Source organism: Streptomyces sp. LE64, assembly GCF_052606915.1.
On sequence record NZ_CP199708.1, the window covers coordinates 4,978,831 to 4,998,743 of the forward strand.

General features: G+C 72.2%; 26 protein-coding genes. All 26 read right to left on the reverse strand.

Annotation, left to right across the window (positions count from 1 at the left end; all coding sequences use genetic code 11):
- Nucleotides 1-3: 3 nt before the first annotated feature.
- The gene (locus ACSMX9_RS22550) at nt 4-984 is read right to left on the reverse strand and encodes a hypothetical protein (RefSeq protein WP_445396426.1); all 981 of its coding nucleotides are present in this window, start codon (nt 982-984) and stop codon (nt 4-6) included.
- 18 nt (nt 985-1,002) lie between these two features.
- Entirely contained in the window at nt 1,003-1,884 is an 882-nt protein-coding gene (locus ACSMX9_RS22555) for a phage distal tail protein (RefSeq protein WP_445396428.1), read from the reverse strand.
- Nucleotides 1,885-1,887: 3 nt separating this feature from the next.
- Complete coding sequence (locus tag ACSMX9_RS22560) at nt 1,888-4,224, reverse strand: phage tail tape measure protein (protein ID WP_445396430.1); 2,337 nt, start codon at nt 4,222-4,224, stop codon at nt 1,888-1,890.
- Nucleotides 4,221-4,376 (reverse strand): hypothetical protein, encoded by a 156-nt coding sequence (locus ACSMX9_RS22565; protein WP_445396432.1) that lies wholly within the window; start codon nt 4,374-4,376, stop codon nt 4,221-4,223. The genes ACSMX9_RS22560 and ACSMX9_RS22565 overlap by 4 nt, the downstream gene beginning before the upstream one ends.
- Before the next feature lie 71 nt (nt 4,377-4,447).
- Nucleotides 4,448-4,945, reverse strand: a complete 498-nt coding sequence (locus ACSMX9_RS22570) for a hypothetical protein (protein ID WP_445396434.1) — start codon at nt 4,943-4,945, stop codon at nt 4,448-4,450.
- On the reverse strand, nt 4,942-5,421 hold the full coding sequence (locus tag ACSMX9_RS22575) for a phage tail tube protein (protein ID WP_445396436.1): 480 nt from the start codon (nt 5,419-5,421) through the stop codon (nt 4,942-4,944). Before ACSMX9_RS22575 ends, ACSMX9_RS22570 begins: the two co-directional genes overlap by 4 nt.
- 12 nt (nt 5,422-5,433) lie before the next feature.
- Complete coding sequence (locus ACSMX9_RS22580) at nt 5,434-5,847, reverse strand: minor capsid protein (protein WP_445396438.1); 414 nt, start codon at nt 5,845-5,847, stop codon at nt 5,434-5,436.
- Complete coding sequence (locus ACSMX9_RS22585) at nt 5,840-6,190, reverse strand: hypothetical protein (RefSeq protein ID WP_445396440.1); 351 nt, start codon at nt 6,188-6,190, stop codon at nt 5,840-5,842. The genes ACSMX9_RS22580 and ACSMX9_RS22585 overlap by 8 nt, the downstream gene beginning before the upstream one ends.
- A complete protein-coding gene (locus ACSMX9_RS22590) occupies nt 6,183-6,506 on the reverse strand; it encodes a hypothetical protein (protein WP_445396442.1) in 324 nt (107 codons plus the stop codon). The genes ACSMX9_RS22585 and ACSMX9_RS22590 overlap by 8 nt, the downstream gene beginning before the upstream one ends.
- Complete coding sequence (locus ACSMX9_RS22595; protein ID WP_445396444.1) at nt 6,503-6,895, reverse strand: hypothetical protein; 393 nt, start codon at nt 6,893-6,895, stop codon at nt 6,503-6,505. Before ACSMX9_RS22595 ends, ACSMX9_RS22590 begins: the two co-directional genes overlap by 4 nt.
- Before the next feature lie 4 nt (nt 6,896-6,899).
- Nucleotides 6,900-7,106, reverse strand: a complete 207-nt coding sequence (locus ACSMX9_RS22600; protein ID WP_445396445.1) for a hypothetical protein — start codon at nt 7,104-7,106, stop codon at nt 6,900-6,902.
- Between the two features lie 7 nt (nt 7,107-7,113).
- Nucleotides 7,114-7,971 (reverse strand): phage major capsid protein, encoded by an 858-nt coding sequence (locus ACSMX9_RS22605; RefSeq protein ID WP_445396447.1) that lies wholly within the window; start codon nt 7,969-7,971, stop codon nt 7,114-7,116.
- Between the two features lie 66 nt (nt 7,972-8,037).
- Nucleotides 8,038-8,763, reverse strand: coding sequence for a hypothetical protein (locus ACSMX9_RS22610; RefSeq protein WP_445396449.1), 726 nt, complete (start codon nt 8,761-8,763; stop codon nt 8,038-8,040).
- A 115-nt stretch (nt 8,764-8,878) separates the two neighbouring features.
- Nucleotides 8,879-9,043 carry an Rmf/CrpP fold protein gene (locus ACSMX9_RS22615; protein WP_445396451.1) on the reverse strand — a complete coding sequence of 55 codons (165 nt, stop codon included), beginning with the start codon at nt 9,041-9,043 and terminating at the stop codon, nt 8,879-8,881.
- A gap of 4 nt (nt 9,044-9,047) precedes the next feature.
- On the reverse strand, nt 9,048-10,853 hold the full coding sequence (locus ACSMX9_RS22620; protein WP_445396452.1) for a phage minor capsid protein: 1,806 nt from the start codon (nt 10,851-10,853) through the stop codon (nt 9,048-9,050).
- A gap of 585 nt (nt 10,854-11,438) precedes the next feature.
- Nucleotides 11,439-12,863 (reverse strand): phage capsid protein, encoded by a 1,425-nt coding sequence (locus tag ACSMX9_RS22625; protein ID WP_445396454.1) that lies wholly within the window; start codon nt 12,861-12,863, stop codon nt 11,439-11,441.
- Nucleotides 12,864-12,912: 49 nt separating this feature from the next.
- Entirely contained in the window at nt 12,913-13,143 is a 231-nt protein-coding gene (locus tag ACSMX9_RS22630; protein ID WP_445396456.1) for a hypothetical protein, read from the reverse strand.
- A gap of 32 nt (nt 13,144-13,175) precedes the next feature.
- Nucleotides 13,176-14,414 (reverse strand): PBSX family phage terminase large subunit, encoded by a 1,239-nt coding sequence (locus ACSMX9_RS22635; RefSeq protein WP_445396458.1) that lies wholly within the window; start codon nt 14,412-14,414, stop codon nt 13,176-13,178.
- Nucleotides 14,407-14,976, reverse strand: coding sequence for a helix-turn-helix domain-containing protein (locus tag ACSMX9_RS22640; RefSeq protein WP_445396459.1), 570 nt, complete (start codon nt 14,974-14,976; stop codon nt 14,407-14,409). Before ACSMX9_RS22640 ends, ACSMX9_RS22635 begins: the two co-directional genes overlap by 8 nt.
- 20 nt (nt 14,977-14,996) lie before the next feature.
- Nucleotides 14,997-15,185 (reverse strand): hypothetical protein, encoded by a 189-nt coding sequence (locus tag ACSMX9_RS22645; RefSeq protein ID WP_445396461.1) that lies wholly within the window; start codon nt 15,183-15,185, stop codon nt 14,997-14,999.
- Entirely contained in the window at nt 15,182-15,391 is a 210-nt protein-coding gene (locus ACSMX9_RS22650; RefSeq protein WP_445396463.1) for an Acb2/Tad1 domain-containing protein, read from the reverse strand. The genes ACSMX9_RS22645 and ACSMX9_RS22650 overlap by 4 nt, the downstream gene beginning before the upstream one ends.
- A gap of 251 nt (nt 15,392-15,642) precedes the next feature.
- Nucleotides 15,643-16,308 (reverse strand): hypothetical protein, encoded by a 666-nt coding sequence (locus tag ACSMX9_RS22655; RefSeq protein ID WP_445396465.1) that lies wholly within the window; start codon nt 16,306-16,308, stop codon nt 15,643-15,645.
- 58 nt (nt 16,309-16,366) lie between these two features.
- Nucleotides 16,367-17,725, reverse strand: coding sequence for a hypothetical protein (locus tag ACSMX9_RS22660; RefSeq protein WP_445396467.1), 1,359 nt, complete (start codon nt 17,723-17,725; stop codon nt 16,367-16,369).
- Between the two features lie 110 nt (nt 17,726-17,835).
- Nucleotides 17,836-18,705, reverse strand: a complete 870-nt coding sequence (locus tag ACSMX9_RS22665) for a hypothetical protein (protein WP_445396469.1) — start codon at nt 18,703-18,705, stop codon at nt 17,836-17,838.
- Nucleotides 18,706-18,722: 17 nt separating this feature from the next.
- Nucleotides 18,723-18,914, reverse strand: coding sequence for a hypothetical protein (locus tag ACSMX9_RS22670; RefSeq protein WP_445396471.1), 192 nt, complete (start codon nt 18,912-18,914; stop codon nt 18,723-18,725).
- 61 nt (nt 18,915-18,975) lie between these two features.
- Nucleotides 18,976-19,869 carry a hypothetical protein gene (locus ACSMX9_RS22675; protein ID WP_445396473.1) on the reverse strand — a complete coding sequence of 298 codons (894 nt, stop codon included), beginning with the start codon at nt 19,867-19,869 and terminating at the stop codon, nt 18,976-18,978.
- Nucleotides 19,870-19,913: the final 44 nt, after the last annotated feature.

Sequence of the window (19,913 nt, forward strand, 5' to 3'; positions counted from 1 at the left end):
TTTCTACTGCACGAAAGTCGCCGAACAGCGCAAGTTGTTGTTCGTCGCGAGGATCACGTTCGGGGACCACGACCGCAGCGTCATAAGTCCGTCCGATTCCACGAGAACCGATCCGTGCCCGTGTCCGTCGCCCGCCATGGTTTCCATGTTGAATTCGGGCCGCCAATTCGCGGGAAGGCGCCCCAATTCGGTGTCGGGGATGTTGTCCTTGTCGCTGATCGGGGACCCGGTGCGCTTGATGTAGACCGTGGTCGTGACCACCCGCCCCGATTTGCGGGCGTAGAAGGAATTCAGGGACCACCCGGTAGCGAGGGTGAACCCGGAGTCGATCTGCGCGGGCGACTCCGCAGGCGCCCGGTACGTCGTCCAGCCCGACCCCGTCCACCGCTCCAGCACCCCGGACCGGTCCCGGTACTGCCCCGCGTACGATCCCGACCACGACGACGACCCGCCGGGCGGGACGATGCCGCCCACGGCGACGGTGTACCGGCGGCGGTCCGTCAGCGCGGTCGCCCAGGGGATGCCGCCCACGGCCGCGGACGCCCCCGCGGGGACGCGTATGTCCCAGAGCGGGAGCGTCGTCGGGGGCAGCACCGGAGACACCGGGGTCGCACCCGGCGTCCCCTTCACCACGACCAGGGCCGCGGCGGACTGGCCGGACGTGTCGTACAGCCCGTCGTAGACCCGGAGGGCGACCGTGTCCAGCCGCGGCATGCCCTCCCCGTCCTCCAGGGCCAGGGTTTCCGGTGCGGTCACGGCGACGGGGTAGGCGCCCTGCGCGGCGGTGCCCTGCACGAGGGCGCGGCCGACTCCGATGGTGACGGCCATCGCCCCGCCCGCCGATGCGGCGAACGGTGCCCCGCCGGGGATCACTCCGTCCCGGGACACGACGGGCCCGGTGGGCGTCATCGCCCCCACGGGGGCCGCGCGGGTGTCTTCGCGGGTCTGCCCGGTGGGCAGGAGCCATGCAGCCTGAACGGCCATGTGCGGGGCCTCACTTACTCACCAGTAGGCGTGTCGGTAGCGGATGGTGCAGGTGCCCCCGGCGCCGCTGGATGTGCGGAGCACGAGCGGGGTGGGGCCCGGCGGGAGCGTGAAGGTCTGCTCGGGGACGCTGCGGGCGGTGGCGGTGCCGATCCGGGACGCGGTGCCGTTGAGGGTGACCGTGCCGGCCCCGGTGTCGACTACGAGTACGTCGTCCTCGGTCAGTGGGAGGTCGTACTCCAGCGCGTCCCCGCGCGCCGTGTTGGTGAGCGTCGGCAGCACCATCGGCCCGCGGAAGGCGATCACTGGGTGGGTGGGGGCGTTGCCGCGGTTGGTGAGGGTGGCCGTGCCGGACGCGCCCGGCGTCCCGAAGTTCAGCGGCCACGTCAGCGGCCACACCAACCCCGATTCGGGCGCGGGGGGTTCGAGGGTCACTTCCTCGGCGTCGACCGCGTACCGGCGGGCGTCGCTCGCCTCCCACTCGATCGCCCCGCCCGTGATGAGGCCGACCGTGTACCCGAGGGTCGCGGGCACCAGGCGGCGCATCGCCCGCGCGTGCACGAGGAGCGGCCCCCGCTCGTCCAGCCACGCCACGAGCGGGATCTCGTCGTCCCGCGGCACGGTGGCGTCTTCGAGGGCCTGCACGGTGGCGCCGATCCGGGCCCGCGGCGCGCGCACCATCAGCCCGTCCAAGCCGATGGTGCGCGCCTGGGCGAGGAGCCGGCCCGGGTAGGCGCCGGGCGCGTCCGGCCGCGGCACCGTGCCCGAGTCGAGCCCGGGCAGGTCCCCCCACCCGGTGATCGCGCGCCACCGGTACGGGGTCCCCGGCCCCAGCAGGAAATCCCCGTACTGCACATGCCCGGGCCGGGTCACCTTCAGGTCGTCGACGAGGAGTTCCACGCTTCACCCCCTCGCCTTCGCAAGCCATTCCAGCGCGCGCGCATTGTCGTCGGGGCTGCCGTTTTCGGCGGCGTGCCAGTGCTCAATCTGCACGCGCGCCGCGCCCCCTTGCGGGGTGATTCCGGCACCGCCGTACGGCATTCCGTAGGCGCCACCAGCGACCGCCATAGCGGGCGCGGTCGGCAAGGTCGGAGCGGGCACCAGATTTTCCATAACCCGCGCCACAGCGGCGCGCCCGCGCTGCACGCCCTGAATCACGCCGGCGGGAATCCACCGGCCGATTTGATCGCGCATCAACTTCGAGGGGGACCCGATTCGGAGGGCCTTACTGATCGGGCCGGGGATAGCTGATTTCGCCCATGAGGTGAGCTGAGATTTCAGATATCCGCCCATGGATTTGATGCCATTCAAGAGGCCCTGAACAACATTTCGGCCCTTCTCCACCAGCAGACCGGAGAGATTACCGATCGCCGCAGAAATGCGGCCCGGTATTCCGCGCACCCAAGAAATGAGTTCGGACCCCTTGCGGGCCGATGCGTCCTTGAATGCTTGCCACGCGGACGATGCCCTCGTGGCAAGCGACGACCCCAGTGCGGAAAGCGCGGAGCTTGCCCGCCCGGGGAGTCCCTGCACGTACGAAATGAACGACCCGGCCGCGCGGGAGACGGGCCCCGAAATGTACCGGGACCAAAGCCCCCCGAACCAACCGCTGAACGTGTTTCCCAGGGACGAAAGCGCGTTGACCGCACCATTTACCATCCGGGTCACGAAGCCGACCATGATGGTAATGGCCGCTGCCGAGAATGCTGCGGCGACCAGCGCAGGGAGCGACACCACGGCGAGGGCCAGGGCGGCGCCGATAGCGGCTATCTTGAAAACCGAGGTAGGGTTCGCCATAACCCACTCAGCGGCACTCTGACCCGCAGAAGAAAGCCCCGAAGTGATCTTCGGAGCAAGGCCCTTCAGGGCCTCGAACACTCTCTCCCCGAGCATCGGGATGAAGGCGATGATCCGGTTGGCGAGCCCTTCGCCACCTGCGGAGGAGCCCGCCTGCTCCCACATGCGGCTGATAGCGCCGCCCACCCGATCAAAGCCGGGGATAACCTGGCTGTTCAGGAAATCGACTACGCTCGTCTGCAACCCGCGCTTGAATGCCTCAAATTTGGCCCCCGCGTTGTCCCGCAGGGAATTCCCCATCTTGTCGGCGGCCCCACCGGTCTCACCCAGAGCCTTGACCGCATTCGACGGGTCAAGTGCCATCAAAGCGCGCTGCGTGTCCTCCGACTTGGTTCCGAAAAGGTCCATGGCGACCGCGCTTCGCTCCGCCGGGTCCTTGATTCCGCGCAAGCCGTCAAAAACCTTGTCGAGCGCCTTCCCTGCTTCCGGACCGCCCTTAGTGAAGACGTCCCGCATCTTACTGCCGGAAAGGCCGATTTTCGCGAACGCGGCGCTAGCTTCCTCGCCCCCGTCCTGCGTGATGAGCAGGAATTCCTTCAGCGAGTCTGCGACCACGTCAGTATCGCGCGCACCGGCTTGCAAGCCCTGCGCCATGAGACCCGTGGACGTTTTCACGTCCAAGCCCAATTGCTGGAATTGGACGCCGTACTCGTTGAAGGTGTCCATCAGGTCATCGGCACGGGGGCCCATTTTCTGGAGTCCCCTGGTGAAAACGTCGAGCGCTTCCGCCCCGTCCTTCGCCAGGCCCGTTTTGATGGTCTGCCCGACCGCGTTCGCGGTCTGCCCCAGGTCAAGTTCAAAAGTCCCCGCAAGGTCGCTGACCTTCGTGGCGAGGGATTCGAGCTGCTTTTCCGTCGCGCCCGGCGGAGCGATACCCGCACGCATCACGGCGGATATCGTGTCCGCGGCCGACTGGAAATCCTCCGTCACCGCATCCGAGTAAAGCTTTCCGGCAATCTTGCCGTACTTCTGCGCCTCCGCCGGGGTCGCGCCAAGCTGCGCACCCAAACGGCCCGTGACCCGGCCCTTGTCGAAAGCCTGGGTGAATCCCTGCATCAGTAGAGCGCCCGCGGCGAGCCCGACCCCTGCGAGCCCCGCTTTCAGGGACTCCGACATCCGGCCGGCGACTTGCCCGCCCGCGGCGTCCGCGGCCTGACCCCCGGCGTCCCCGGCGGCCTCGGCCATCTCCCGCCCCGCCCGGGCCCCAGCCTCCTCGAACTGGGCGCCGACCCCGCGGAGCCCGCGGGCGGCGCCTTCCTCGACTCCGTCCCCGATCGCGCGCCCGGCCTGCTCGGCGCGGCGCTCCGCAGACCGGAGACCCGCTTCCATCGGCCGGGCGTCCACCTCGATCGTCGACAGGATCTCGCCGACCGTGAGCGTCACTGGATCACCTCCTCGGGTGGTCCGGCGGGCTGGCCGGTGATGCTGGCGATCTCAGCGGCGGACGCATGGCGCGGTGTGCGCTGCCACGCTCGGGGGAACCGGGCGTCGGGCCCGAGACTGCCGATCAGGACCAGGAACCGACGGGTCGACATGCCCGCCAACTCAGCCGCGGACACCCGGTGCTCGCGGCTGAGGTCCCCCTCGACTGCTGCCCAGTGGCGGGCTACCGCGTTCCAGAACGCCCGCGCTCCGCCTTCTTCTTCTTCGTGTTCGTGGTCGCCCGCCGGGCCGCCCGGTTCGGTGCCGGGCGCGGCGCTTCCCCCTCGGCGCTCCGCCGGGCCTGCTGCTCGTCGTACAGCTCCGCGGCCCGCGGCAGGGTCATGGACCCGGCCGCCGCGGTGTTGGCCGACGCGTACAGCAGGGTGATCCCGAACTGTCGGTCGGTCATGCCCGCGGCGGCCCAGGTGTCGAGCGCGTCGGCGCCCACCAGGGGGGCGAGCATGCGGCGGATGTCCGCCGGATCGGAGCTGTCGCGTAGCCGCTCCGACTGGAGCGTGAAGAGCAACGGCACGCTGTCGGGTAGGCGGTACTCGCGGCCGTACAGGGTGAAGCAGTGCCCGGGCCGCCGGGTCGCCTCCTCGGCGAAGAACGCGTCCAGGTCCTCACCGCCGCCGTCCGCGCCCGGGTCCGCAACCGGCTCGTACAGGTCTTCGTCGATCACGGGATGACCACCACCGGCATCGTCGTCGGCCATCCGCAGCGCTTGAAGGTTGCGCCCCACGTCGACTTGCTGTTGGTGTCGCCTCCCTGCTCACCCGGGGACACCGTGGCCTCCCACACGGTCCACGCGGTGGTCTGCGTCCGGTGGCGGAATCGCACCCGATTGCGGCTGCCCTCACCCACGCGGTCCGTCCACGGGCCATCCACATACGCCTGCCCCGGGTCCTGAGCGCCCGACCCCTTCAGCACGCGACGCAGACCCTCCACGGTGATGCTGGCGCCCCGCTGCATGGTGTCCTCTTCGTAGGCACCATCCGACTCGAAAGCGGCGGTTTCGGCCGTCTCCTCGTTCTCGGCCGGGTTCCAGGTGAAAGAGGTCAAGCCCGCGAGTGGGAGCCATGTTTCGGTGGCCGCTTCCTCGTCCTCGACTTCGAAAATCCATCCCCGGGCGTCTATGGCCTGGGTGGTGCCTGCCATTGCAGGGGCCTCCTAGGGGGTAGTGGGTGCCGCCACGTCCAAGGCGGCATTGGTGACGTGCTCGTGTCGGCCGGTGGCGTCCGGCCCGAGGGGTGAGGGGAGCGGCGCGGTCGCGAGGACAAGCCACACCCCGCCCGGGAGTTCGACTCCGGCCTGTCCGTGGAGGGCGTCGCGCAGGGCGCGGCACCGGGCCTCGGAGACCCGCGGGTCGGTCCCGCCGCGGACCCGGATCTGAAGCCGCACCCGGTGGTCGTCGTCGTCGGGCGCGGTCGGGGTGTCGGTGCCGTAGGCGGTGAGGGCGACGGCGGCATCCGGGCCGGCCGGCATGGTGCCGACGAAAAGATCACCGGTCCGGCCGGTGGGGTCGTAGGCGACCAGGCCGCGGGCGGCGAGGAAACGGGCGATCCCGTCGACCACGTCACCCACGGAGCGCCCGCCTGATCTCCGCGGCCACGATCTCCTGCATCGTGTCCGCCTCCTCCGCGGCCGGCCCTTCCAAGTACTTGGCGGTCCGGCCGGCGTCGTGGCGGAGGGTCATGTCCTCGTGCTGCCGGCGGGCGTACAGGGTGTCGTAGGAGACGCCTGCGATCAGGGCCCCCTCGTCGACGGACGCGACCCCGGACCGCTCCAGCGTGGCTTCTTCGATCGGGACCCGCCGCCGCGACTCGGCCAACAGGTGCTCGGCGGCGAGCCGTAGGCCGCGGACGGCCCCGGCGCGCGCTGCGCCCTGCACCGCCGGGCCGTTCCAGCGGACGCGTGTCCTACTCACAGATCACCTCCAGGTGCGCGGGCACCGGGAGCCCCGGCGCGGTGTGCTCGGCCACCGACAGGACGCGCGTCACGCGGCCGGACGGCAGGGTGATCCGGGACTCGGGCGGGCACACCGTGCCTACCTCCAGGACGACTTGGGCGGTGGAGACGACCTGGCGGCCTTCCTGGTCCCGGACCAGACGGCGGCCCTCGGCGACGGCGGCCCGCACGTCCGGCACGGGCGGCCCGTGCAGCGGCCCGTACGCCGAATCGCCCTCGTACGGCTCGATCGTGATCCGGTGGCGGAGTAGCCACCGGGGCACTCGGCGGGTCACCAGATCACCCCCGGGAGGAGTCCGGCGCGGCGCAGCGCACGGTGCGCGCGCGGCGCAAGATCAACTTCCCCCGCGGCCTGCGGGGCATCCCGCCGGTCGGACAGGGCGACAGAGCCGATGGAGACGGACCCCCACCGGCCCCCCGCGCCCGTGCCGTCGTCCCCGGACGCCTCCTGGTACTCGACCTGCGCGCACACGGCGTCAGCGAGGGCAGTGAGGACGTCCGGGTCCGTGGGCATGCCGAGTGCGTCGACCGCGTACACCGCGGTGAGGAGTGCGTCCTCCACGTCCTCGGACGCGCGGGCCAGCTGGCGGTGTATGTCCGGGGGTGGGGTGGTGTCCCCGGACCAGGCGGTGTACTGCTCGGGGGTGGCGTAGATCCGGGGCACGACTTCACCCCCCGTACTGCTCGATCAGCTCGGCCTTGGTGAGCCCGCTGTGGTCGGCGGGGTCTTGGCGGGCGGCGTAGGCGAGCCAGTCGGCCCGCGGTGCGGACCGGGCCGGGCGCTCGGTGTCGCCCGGCCCGGTGCCGTCCTCGTCGCCGCTCGGCGGCGGGTGCGGGGGCTCGTCCTCGCTGGTGTGGTACCTGCGCAGCAGCATCGCGCCCTCAGATGTTCGCGAGGGTGCCGACGCACACCCCGCGGTCGTTCAGCCGCTTGACGGCGTAGTGCAGGGTCGTGGTGATGACCGTGGACCGGGCGAGGATGTCGCGGTCGTCCTCCACCAGGGGGCGCCGCTTGTACAGCAGCCCGAGCACGCCCCGCTTCATCAGCAGGAACGTGCCGGCCCCGAGCCGGTTGGTGACGTACACGGGCACTCCGCCGATGCGGCCGATGCTGCCCGTGACGGCGGCGCTGGCGCCGCTCCCCAGCTTGGACGCGTCGATGAACTGCGGGTCGGCCATCGCTTCGCCCATCTGCGTGGAGTGGATGAAGAGTCCGGCGAAGTCGTCGGGCTCCCACTCGTCTCCGAACTGGCCGATGGCCGGGACCGCGGCGTCCAGCCACGTGAACTTGGTCTTGCCCGCGGCCGTGGTGAACTTCAGGGGGTTACTTCCGCCCTGGGCGGTCTCGTCGGCCTGCGCCTGCGCGATCAGGGCTGCGTCCACGTTGCGGGCGGCGAGGACTCCGAACTGCCTCCGGGCCTCGGCCTCGGGGTCGCCCAGACCGACGAGACGGGACTTGTCGGTGATCTCGACGGCCTTGCCGACTTCCTTGATTTCGGCGGTGGAGTCGTCCGTGGACATCTGCGTGGGGACCATTGCGACGGTCTCGGACAGCTCGTCCAGCTCGCTGAGGGCGCCCCACTTGGGGAAGTGGACGCGCTGACCGGGCGCGCCCTGAAGGGTGTTGTCCTCCAGGACGGCCGCCGATCCGGCCACGCGGACCCGCCCGAGGAAGGCGGCCTGGGCCATGTCCCCCCACACTTCGGGGACGATCATCTGCGCGGATGTGGTCTGGGGCACGGTGGTTGCTCGCTTTCTCCGGCCGGCGGCCGGGCGGTTGGGGCCCGGCGCGGTGGCCGGGGCGGGTTACGACCCGGCCAGTCGGCGGTAGGTCTCGGGGTCGGACTGGTGGAGTGCGACGCGCTCGGCGTAGGGCATGGCGGCGAATCGCTCGGCGGTGACCACCTGGGGGCCGGTGGTGGTGAAGTCGGCGCCGCCGATCGGGGGGCCGGCGTGCGCGCGGAGACGGGGGTTCGCCTGCACGGCGGCGGTGAGTGCCGCGGTGACGGCCGCCGGGTCGGCGGGGTCGACGGCGGCGAGGGCCGTCATGGCGGCGGTGCTGTCGAGCACGGCGGCGAGATCGGCCCCGGCGGCCGGTGCGGCGGCGATGACCGCGGACTGCACGCTGAGCTGGCGGGCGGCGTCCTGGCCTCCGGTGACGGCGGTCTGTGCCCATCGGGGGAGTCGGGACACGTCGCCCTCGGCGGCCGGCGCGGGCTGCACCGGGGCGGGGGTCGGGTCGGGTGGGGTCGGCGGCGCGGCGGGGGCCGGCTGCTGCGTCTGCTGGTAGCGGGTGCGCCAGTCCGCGGCCTCGGCGCGGGTCCCCTTGATGAGCTGCTGCGCCCACTGGGGCAGGGACTCGACGGTCTGCGGGTCGGGCGTCGGCGGGGTGGGGGCCGGCGGCGCGGTGGGCGGGGCCGGCTGCTGCGCCGGACTCGGGGCCGGGGCGGGTGCGGCCGGCGGGGTCGGCGGGGCGGCGGGGGCCGGCTGTCCGGTCGGGGCCGGCGGGCCGGCGGGGATCGGAGTCGTCATGGTGGGTGCCCTCCTGGGGCCTGGCCCGGGCCGCGCCTGGCGGACCGGGTGCGGACATGCGAACGGGGCCCCTGCGCCTGGCGGGGGCCCCGTTCGGGGTGGTGATGTGGGGGTGCTACTCGTCCGGCGCGGTGGCCGGGCGGGCGGCGGCGTACCCGCGTATCCACGCGGTCCGGAGGACGGACGTGGCCGGGTGCGGGCAGGTGGTGACCGGGTCGGCGCGCCTGGCGGCGGCCCGGCCTTCCTGTACGGCGGTGGCGATGTCGGCACGGGTGCCCACTGGGTCACCTCCGGTTCTGGTGGTCGCTCTCGTTCTTGCGGGCTCCGGCTGCCCATCGCTGGGTCTGGCCGGTGACCTGCTCGATGAACTCGGCCTGGGTGAGGCGGCCGTGCTGCGCCCACCACGCCTTCAGCTCGTCGGACGCCCGGGCGTACGCGATCCGGGCCGGCCCCGAGAACAGACCGACCGGGGCATGACCGGCGGCGGCGGCCTTCTTGGTGAGGAGGTAGCCGCTCAAGTCGGCCTCGGCCGCGAGGAATTGACGGTAGACGTACTCGTCGTACAGCTCCCTCGCCTCGCGGCGGGTGATGGTGTGCCGCTCATCCGTTGACTCCCCGGACTGCTCGGCGGCGGCGGCGAGGGCCGCAGCATCCGCAGCAAAATCCGCGTCGTCGGCCAGTCGGCCCCACCCGTCCGGGTCGGGCATCGGCGACATCGCGTCGGCGAGGGCATCCCGGTCGGCGAGCATGTCCGCCACCGGGTCACCGGTCGCGGCCGGCGTCGGCATCGGCACCGGGTCGCGACGGTCAAGTTCGTCCGCGGCGCGGTGCATCCCGCGCGCGTCCAGCCGCCCTGACCGGACAGCGGCCTCAATCGCCTCGGTGGGCATTTCGCCCAGGGTGCGTTCGTCTCCGGACCAGACGCGGGCGGTGGCGAGTCCGGCGGGGGTCGGGCTGCTCGGCGCGTCCGGCAGGTTCCCGGCGCCGATCCGTTCCCGGGCGGGGTTGCGGCGGAGCTGGGGGTGTTCGGCAAGGTGGTCGCGCTGCGCCTTCTGCCACGCGCGGACTTTGGCGGTCGCGGCGCGCTTGGCGGCGGGGTCGACGGCGGCGGCGGCGCGGTTCTTGTGCCGCCGGATATGCCGCTCGATCTCCCGCTGACGCTGCCCTGCCTCGTACCCCTCGGGGTCGGGTCGGGCGTCGTCGGTGCGGGTGATGCCGGGCGTGTACGCGCTCGTCGAGTGCCTACAGTTCGGGTGCTGGAGTCCGGCGCGGCGGGCTTCGTCGAGCGACCCGGCGACGCGCACCGGCAGCATCTCTCCGTCGCGGGTCGCGTGCTCGACCTCGATGGTGCGGGCCCCGGGCGGGCCGCCGATGGTGAGGATCTTCCGCTCCCACCGGCGGCACAGGGGGCACTCGCGCGGGGAGTCGGAGACGACCACCAGATCTACGCCGTGCTCGGTGAGGGTCCGGGTGTGCGCTTCGGTGGCGGCGCGGCCCACGGCGGTGCGCACGGCCATCTCGGCGTAGGAGGTGAGCGCCCATCGGCGGCCGGACCGGTCGGTGAAGCTCGTGACGCCCCGGTCTGCCCATCGGCGCATGGCGTCCTGGGTGGCGTGCCGGCGGGTGCCGGTACCGAGTAGCGGGGTCGACGCGACCTCGGCGACGACCCGCCGGTATCCGTCGTCGACGGCGCGGAGGATGCCGCGGTGCGTTGCGGTGACCACGTCGACGGTCTCCTGCGCGAGCCGGTCGACGGCCTGCGCCTGGGGCAGCACGTCGTCGACCTGGCGGCGGGTGTCGTCGTCGACGGCGCCCAGCTCGACCGCTGCGGCGCGGTGCCCCGCGTTGTAGGCGTCGGCGACGGCCTCGAACACCTCCAGGGCGGCGGCGCGGTCGAGTTCGGTGACGACGGCCTGCGCGGCACGCCGCATCTGCTGGATGGCGGAGAGCTTCTGCTCTGCCCACCCTGGGGCGTCGAGCCCCTGCCCCAACTGCCTGGCGATCAGGGCGAGTAGGCGTTCCTCGGCGCCCGCGTACAGGTCCCGGGTGCCGGCCGCGAGGACTTCGACCATGCCGGGGTGGATGGGCATGCTCCCCCTCTCTCCGGTAGGTAGGCTGGCTGTCCCGCGCTAGCGGGGGAGACCCGGAGAAGGGGGAAAGCTGTGCCTGTTGAACGGTGTCCCGACTGCCTGTGCTGGCGGTCGACGAGCGGTGCCAAGTGCCGCGGGTGCGTGTACTGGAGGCGGAGGGCGGCGGAGGTTGGGGACGGCTACCGGTGCAAGCACTGCTCGGTGCCGCTGCCCCCCGACCACGGGCATAGTCGGTGCGCGCGGTGCAGGGAGATCCGGCGGAAGACAGACTTCCGGGCACGGTGGGCTCGGTCGGCGGCGAAGTTCCCTGAGCCTGTGCGGGCGGATGTGCTGGAGCGGCTGACGGAGGGGGAGCACATCTCCGATGTGTGTGAGGCTCTGGAGATCACACACCAGCGGGTCCACGGTTACGGCGCCTTCAGTAAGCGGTGGGTAGAGGATCTGGACCGGGCCTTGATGGCGGGCCGGGCGCCGGAGTTGGACCATGGCACGTCGTCCGCGTACCGGCTCGGTCGGTGCCGGTGCCCGGAGTGCCGGGAGTGGAAGAACACGCCGCCGCTGTGGTGGCGTCAACACCGGCGCTGACTACATGGGGAAGTTGCCGACCGGGTCCGGTACTCCGGTCTCGGCGACGATCGCCGCTACCTCCGCGGCCACCTGCGTCTGGTCCCATTCCGGGTGCAGGTAGCGGACTTTCGTCTCGTGCGATGCGGCCTGCGCCCGGCCCATGAGTTCCACGGTGGTGGCCCGGGACTGCATGGATTCGCTGACGGCCGGCCCGAATTCGACGGCCGGCCTTTCCGCGGTGTGGGGGCGGCCGAAAAGTTTCGCGTCGGCCTCCAGCAGGGTCCCGAGAATCTGTGCGAGGGGCCCCCGGTTGTAACCCGCCTTCTGCGTGCGGGTGTCGAGCGACTTTCGGGCGCGGTCCTCGATCTCCGTGGCGGTGACCGCCGGCCCTTCCCTGTCGAGCCCGAAGGAGTGCGGGGAGTATCCGGCGCTACCGGTCGCTTGACGCACAATTGCCTCAGCGGTCCGCGCGTGCTCCTCCACCCGGATGGCGAATTGGGCGATGGTGATACCCGATCCGGGATCTCCCGGGGCGATTTTCAAGCCCTGGTAGACCTCGCGGTCGTCATCGAATCCGGCGCCCTGACCCGGCCCGAAATTCGTCAAGTAACCGTCCGGGACGACCAGTCGTGCGCGGGCAAGGCGGAGATCCCGAATCCAGCTCGTCCATGTCTCGTCGAGCGCGTCGAACAGGTCGTAGATCGGCGCGCTGAAGTCGGAGCGCCCGCACGGGCTGTTCCGGTTCAGCCGGTTCGGGAGGAGGTTCGGAATGTACACGGCGGTCATGCCGGAAAGCCCGGTCGAGACTACCCCGTCCGTGCCCGGCGCGGTCTTGTCCGCGGTCACCAGAGCGGCGGTATCGGGGTGCGCAGCGATCGGCAGGCGCGCCCCGAGATTATCTTTGGTGCCCTGGTACAGGGCGTGGGTGATGCGCCCTTTCTCGTGGCGCTCCAGGTGCCGCCACACGGTCCCCGGGCCGGAGCCCGGGAGTTCACGCCAGAAAGTCACAGCCCACAAATCCCCGAAGAGGAATTCGGGGATCGCCTGATCCGGCTGCTGCACGGTCAGTAGGGGCCGGTCGTACCGGTCCCGATTCCACGTGACCCGCAGGAAAACGCCGGACATGGCCGCGGACTGCTCCGCGGCGTGCATGAGCGTCTGGTGCACGCCGCATTCGTCGAGGAGGGTTTCCAGCCGCGCTTGGGCCGGCGCGTTGGTGACGGTGATGGCGGGCATCTTCGCGTACAGCAGACGCGCGGACGTGGCCGCGATGTCCCCTGCGAGGGGAATGTGCAGCCGGCCGTCTCGGGGCCGGCTCTGGTCGGCGGGGCGCCGGTCCCAGAGTCGGCGGAGGAACCCCCGGCGGCGCTGCTCGGCGGCGTCCTGGTGCACGCTGATGAGCCGTGCCCGGTCACCGGAGTACCAAGCGTCGTCGACGCGCATGCGGGCGTACGTATCCGCCCACTCGGGGGGTGGCCAGGGGGAGTTGGGGTCAGGTAGGGCCATCGGTGGTCACCTCCTGGCGCAGCTCGATGGGCAGGTGGACGTAGGCCACGAGCGCGGTGTGGTCGTGGGCGGCTATCCAGCGGCCGGAGCGGTCGCGCACGGCCAGGCCGACCGTCACCCCCGCCTCGGGGCCGTGGGCCTCAATGCGCAGTGAGCGGACGTTGCCCCTCGGGACTCCGAGGGCGTCGCACGCGTTCTGCATCTGCGCAAAGGTCACGGACTGAGGAAACCGGGCGTTCACGGCGCCTCCTACGCGGCAAGGGTGAGGTAGTGGCGCCACTCGTGCGCGGTGGAGTGCACCGCGTACCGGAGCGCGTCTACGCTGTGGTCATTCAGCTTGACGGGCTTGTCCTCGCCCTTTTCGGCGGCTTTCTCATCCCACACGTATCCGGGGAATTCTTCGATGAGCCCGGTGCAGGATCGGTGGATTTTCAGCCGGCCCGCGGCGAGGAGGGATGCGACATCGCGAATTCCGTCGCTGACCTCGTTTTTGCCCTTGGCAAGGTTGGGGAATCCGTCGTCGTACGCCTGGCGGATGAAGGATGCGGCGGACGGGTCGACGAAAGACCACTCCGGCACAACGTCAAGTTCGCGGAGCCATTCGCGGACGGCTGCCGAGTACTGCGCATCGGTCATCTGCCGCTGCGCTTTTCGGGAGTCGTGGCGCCATTCGGCTACCGCGTACATGCAGCCGTCGACGCCCTCACCGAAGAGGATGGCGGAGAATGGGTTGACGGTGCCGTAGTCGATGCCGAGCCAGTACCGGAGCATTTCCGGTAGTTCGTCGACGACGTGTACGGCTTCGTCGAAGGCTTCGTAAATGGCGCCTTCGGCCATCACCCACAGTCCGAGGATGTTCCGCTTGTAGAAGAGCCCTCGGTGTGCGGCGCGTTGGCGGGCCTTGTACGACTCGGACAATCCCGGGTTGTCGTCCATGGCGAAATGCCATGTGCGAAGCCGTTGTTCACGGGGGCGGAGTAGGTATTCCTTGCGCGCCCAGTGGTTCGGATTGTCGGGGTTGGTGGTGCCGAAGATCGCCGACCCTTGGACGCTGCACCGGGCGGTGAGCTGGTCGTAGAAACTCTTGGGCAGGGTGGTGAGTTCGTCGACGTACGCACCCGCGCACGTCAGGCCACGTACTTTCGGCTCGGCCTGCGCGTCATTCGCGCCCAAGGCGTGAACCACGCGCCCCAGGACGTTCGCGGTGGGGGCGCCGTTGGTGTAGGTGATATCCCGTGCGATCGATCCGAAAATGCTGGGGTCCGTGAGGGGCCCGAACACATTTCGGGCGAGGGAATCGCGGGTGCGCCCGACCATTACCAATTCCCCGCCTACGGGGCGGTCGGCCACGAAATCGAGCCATCGGAGGAGAGACGCAATTGTCTTCCCGGAGCGCACCGACCCTTCCCAGATGTTCTGGAAGGCGCGCGCTTCCATGATGCTGTCGATCTGCTTCGGGGAGAGGGCGAGGGCGGGTCGGTCACGCATCGGCCGGCTCGCTGTCGGGGGTGCCCTCGTCGGGTTCGGGCGGGGCCTGGCCGTGCCGGGCGACGTAGTCCCGGGCGAGACCGGCCATCAGGTCGCCGATGACGCTGCGGGATTCCTGCCCGCCGTCTTCCTTCGGCGGCACAAGCTTCAGGGACCGGTCGACGGCGGTGGCGATCGTCGCCATGATGCTGCGGCGGTCCGCGGCGTGCGGCTCCGGCTGCTCCCGCTGGTCGTAGTCGTGCTCCTTGCCGCCCCAGTCCCAGTAGACCGTGGGGGCGGTCAGCTTGTCGGCCTCGCGCTCGGCGATGTCCTGCAAGCGGGCCGCGAACGCGGTGCGGCGGGCGGACAGGTCGGCGGTGCGGACGGCGGTGGCGGCCTGCACCTGGGCGGCGCGGTCGAAAGTGAGGCCCAGATCGCGGGCGACCTTGGACACGGCTCCGTATGAGCGGCCCAAGACTCGCGCGATTTCGTTGCGGGGTAGGCCCTTGCCGTGGAGTTGCTTGACGCGTCGGCGCTCGGCGTCCGTGATCGGCCCGGTCGCCTTCTTGGGGGAGGTGGCCACTGGTCACCTCCCCGGGCGGTTCAGGGCTCGGAGTGCACGTGGTGCCGCACCTGCTCGGCGGCGATGGTCCACGCGGCGCGGATGCGGGTCGGGAGGTCGCCCCAAGCGGGGAGGGGATCACCGCTGACGCTGACGTTGTCGACGGCGGCGGCGTACGCCTGGTAGGCGGCCTCACCGAGTCGAGCCGGGGGCATGCGGTAGGCGATCACGGGGTCTCCTGGCGGGCGATCCCGGCGGTGGCCCAGAACATGGCCTCTTCGATCTTGGTGAGGGCGAGGGCCTGCTCACGGCCGGGCGGGCACAGGTCCATCACGGTGGCGGCGAGACCGTGGCAGGCGCCCCGCAGGGTGGCGTGGGTGGCGGCGCGGTCACCGGTCGGCGGGTGGTGGGTGAAGCGGTGCGCAAGGTCGGACACGGCGTCTCCGGGGTGTGGGCATGAGGAAAGCCCCCGCCGGGTGGTGGCGGGGGCTTCGGCCCGTTTCCGGGCACGGTGAGGTCACCCGGATTAGATCACGGAACGGTAACGGGCCGCAAGCGGGGGGACGGGCGCGCCCGGTTCGGTGACCGGGCGCGGCGCGGTACGCTGTGGGCGCCGTTTCAGGGCCCTGACTCGGTAGGCCCCGGCGGGCACGTGGTGTGTCCGCCGGGGCCGCTGTGTACCTGGGGTCAGTGCTGGTGGTCGGGGTGGCCGGTGGTCACGGTGGGCGGCGTGGTGGGCGGGGTGGGCGGGGTGGTGGGGTCGGTTCCGTCTGGGAGCACCCACACGTGCACGCAGAGACCCTGCTCTGCCCACGGGAGGGCGTCCTCGTGCTGCGCGTGGTGCTGCGCGTGGTGCTTCTCGGCCACCACGGCGGCGGGGCCGTGGTAGGCGCCGTGCTCCTGCTCCCGCTCCCTCCATGTGCCGTCGTCTGCCTCGGTGTAGCAGACCACGTATCCGGTCCAGGGGGTGTCGCGGATGAGGCGGTGCACGTAGGTGGTGCTGGTGCCTAGCTCGCCGGCGATTTCTGCGACGGGGCGTCCGTGGGCGCGGTCGCGGGCGACGAGTGTGGGGATGCGCGGCTCGGCGGCGCGGCCGGCGTCCCGGAGTGCGACGGCGGCGGCGAGGGTAGTGGGGGTGGTGGCCGGGTTCGCGGTGGGCGGGGCGTGGTCGGCGGTGAAGTCGTGCACGAAGTCGGCGATGGTGAGGAGGATGCCGCGGGCATACTGCGGGGTGTCGAGGGCGGTGCGCGTGATCTCGCGGGCAAGTTGGGGTCCGGTCCACAGTGCCCGGGTGCGGTCCTGGTAGGCGTCGTAGGTGGCGGGGTTGGGCTCGTCGTCCTGGTCGTGGTGCATCTGCTGCTCCTGCGGGTCGGGCCCGCCCTCGGGGTGAGGGCGGGCCGGTTGGGTTGGGTCAGTCGGTGTAGCACTCGGTGCACGTGGCGGCGGGTTGCTCGGCGTCGCGGTGGTCGATGCACATCGGATGCCATGTGTGCGTGGGGTCGTCGCCCGGGTGGTCGGTCTCCGCGTTGAGTTCGGCGGCCCGGTTGGCGGCCTGCACGGCGCAGTCGTACGCCTCGGTGCACCCCTCGTCGGTGAACACCCCCACGTCCTGGGTGGACTCTGCGCGGGCGCACGCCTTGATCGGGGCTCCGGACGCGTCGGGGTGGACGGCGATCCGGTGCAAGCACTCGGGCGCGGCCGGCTCGACGACGGCCGGCGCGTCGTCCTCGTCGGGGCGGTAGGCGAACACGCACCGCGAGGAACGCAGCATCGGGTCGACGGTCCAGCCGGCGCGCTCCATCGTCCATGCGAGGCAGTCGAGGCTCGCCCCGTACGCCTTGTCGTCGCGGCGGACGATGCGGCCCTCTTCGAGCCAGTACAGGGCGACGCGGCCCTGCCCGCGCGGGTCGAGTAGGTACCCGCGCACCGTGCGCTCGGTCTCGCTCGGCTCGGTCACGTCGTGGTGATCGGTCATGGTCGCCGCGGCAAGGCGGGCAAGGGGGACACGGGCGGCGGCGACGTCGGGGTGCGAGGCGTTGCTCGGGGTGCTTCCCTCGGCGGTGCCGACGTGCGCGACGACGACGCCCTCGACGACGCGCTGCTCGACGGCGGCCGGCTCGACGGCGGCGCGGTCGGCGAAAAGGGCACCCTGCTCGGTGTCGCGCTCGACGGGGAACAGGGTCTCGGCGTCGTCCTGCGCGCCGATCCACTCGCCGCGCCACGTGCCGGCGTTGGCCTCGGCGGCGTGCTCCGTGGCCGCGCGGTGGGCGGCGTTGGCCCGCTCGGCGGCGTCGGCAAGGGCGCGGCGGTGCGCGCGCTTCTCCGCGGCGGTGACGCAGGGGGCGCACAGCTCCGGGTGCCGCTTGTCGGGGCCGTCGGTGTATCCGGTGACCTCGCGCCCGCACAGGGTGTCGTCGTTGGGCGAGAGGTGGACCCGGCGGCCCTTCCCGACCAGGGCGTACCGGACTCCGGCGCGGTCGGTGAGGGTCGGGCGCCTGCTGGCCGCGGGCGGGGTGTCTGCGGGGGCGTGTCCGGCGCGGCTGAACCAGGCGCGGGCGGCGTCGTGCTGGGTGCGGGTGGCTCCGGGGGCGGTGCGCATCTGTTCGGCGGCGCGGCTGATCACGTGCAGCACGTGTGTGCTGGTGGGGACGATGACGAGGGTGCGGCCTCGGCCGCGGCGGGCGGCGTCGAGGGCGGCGGCGGTCTCAGCGTCGGTGGGCGGGGTGGTGGTGAGGTGGTCGGCGAGGGCGCCGGGGATGGTGATGGGCATGTGGTGCTCCTGCTGGGTGTGGTGTCGCCGTGTGGTGTCCGGCGTGGACGCGACGCTACACGACTGAACCCCGGTTCACAAGTTGAGTGAACCGGGGTTCATGGTGGGGGTTAGGCGGCATCCGCCGCGGCGAGGGCCTGGTGCAGCGCGGCAAGGTCGGCCCCCCGCCACGTGCGACGCCCGTCCTCCAGCGCCGCCGGCGCCGGGCAGGACGCCCACGTCCCGCACGTCACAAGCGGCTCACCCCCGGCGTACGCCCGGCCCGTCAGCTCCCCCCCGCACCACGGGCACGGCGACGGCAGCACCCCGAGCCGGCGCCCGTCGCGCCCGAGGGTCCGTTCCAGTCGGCGGCGGCACTGGGCGGCGACGGCGGCGATCCGGTCCACCAGATCGGGCGGCGGCGCGCAGCACTCCGGGTTCTCCCCGAGTACCACGCCCTCCAGCCACACTGCGGCCCAGTGGAGTCCGTGGGCGCGGCTGCCTGCACTGGCCACGCTGATGATGTCGGCATAGTGCCCGGGGCGGCGGCGGGCCGGCCGGCGGCCGTGCTTGGCGTACGCCTGGCGGTCCCGGGCGCTGCGGGTGTCGGGTCCGGTGAGGATCGGCCCGGCGGGGGCGGGGGCGGTGCGCACGGTGGGCAGGTGCCACCGGCCGGGGTGGTCGGGTATGTCCGGCCAGTGCTGCACCCGCTCGGCGGTCGCGTCCGCCTGCTCGAACAGGTCGCTCTCGATCTGCTCGGCGGCGTCGAGGGCGGTGAGGTTCAGGGGCGCGGGGTGCTCGCGGAGGGTGAGCGGGACCCGGCCGATCGTTTCTCCTGGCTCGGCCGGCTCGGGGGCGGCTCCGAGTGCGCGGGAGTCGCGCGGGGGCCACTCCCCGGGCGGGGGCGTCTCGATCGCGGCGAGGAGATCGCCCCACTGCTCGCGTAGCGCGGCCAGGTCGACGGCGGCGCGGCGGGCGGGCGGGGGGCTGGGGGTGGGCATGGCGCTGCTCCTGGTGGTCACTGGCAGGTGGTGGCGGGGGGAACGACAACGACGACCCCGCCGGGCTTGGCGGGCTTGGCGGGGGCCACGCGCGGCGCGGGAACGGGGGCCGGCCGGCCCCCTGCTGCGCACGCGGTCGAGCTGTCGCACGCGGCCAGGGCGAGGGCCGCGACGGCGGTTGCGGTGGCGGTGGCGATGGTGCGGTTCACGGGGCGCTGCTCCTGGTGGTGGGCGCCGCCCCGGGGCGGGTGCCCGGGGCGGCGGGGGTGGTCACTGGCAGTGCGGGCCGGCCGGCGCGGTGTCGGCGTCGTCGGGGGCCGGGCCGGGCTGCACGAGTGCTGCGGCGTGCGCCTGGAGCGCGTCCGCGGTGGGGCCGACGCCGGTACGGGCGGGCCCGGTCCAGCGGGGGGCGTGGAGGCAGTAGACGCAGACCCCGCCGGTGAGGGTCTGCATGAACGGGTGCCGGGGGCACCGGACCTGAGCTTCGGCGGCGGTCTCGGCGTGGATGCTGGCCCGGAGGCGGGCGGACTGCCACGCGAGGTTGTACCGGTCGGACTCGGCCTGCGCCTGGTGGGCGGCGCGCACCCACACGTCGCGCTGACGCTCGGCGCGGCGGGCGCGGCGCGTCAGGGTCTCGATCCCGGCGGCGATGGCCTCCGTGGTCTGGTCGCGGAGCTGAGCGATGCGATCCGACACCGTGTCGTCGGCAATGGCCTGCTGGCGCAGGGGCACGGCGATGCGCCCTGCGGGGTCCAGGGGCACCGTGACGGTCACCTGCCCGCGGAGGGGTTCACCGGCCGGCGACAGATATCGGGCGGTCACCACCGGGACGGCGCTGACCTCGTCGACGACGTGCAGGTCTGCGCGGGGCCCGCGCAGACTGCGGTCTTGGTCGGCCTCGGCCTCGCGTATCGCCTGTTCGGCGGCGGCGGTGCGCTCGTCGGCGCGGCGGGCGGCTCGCTGGTGGGCGGTGGACTGCTCGGCGTAGCGGTCGCGTTCCTGCTGCTCGGCGTGCACGGCGGCGGTGAGCGCGGTCACCTCGGCGGCGGTCGGTACGGTGCCGCGGGCGAGTCGGGCGAGGAGCACGGCGGTGGACGCGCGGCGGGCCTGCACGGCGGCGGTGCGCTGGGCCGCGGTGCGGCGGCGGCGGGCTCGGCTACTCAAGGATGTCTCCGATCAGGTCGCTCAGCCAGCGGGCGGCGGAGCGG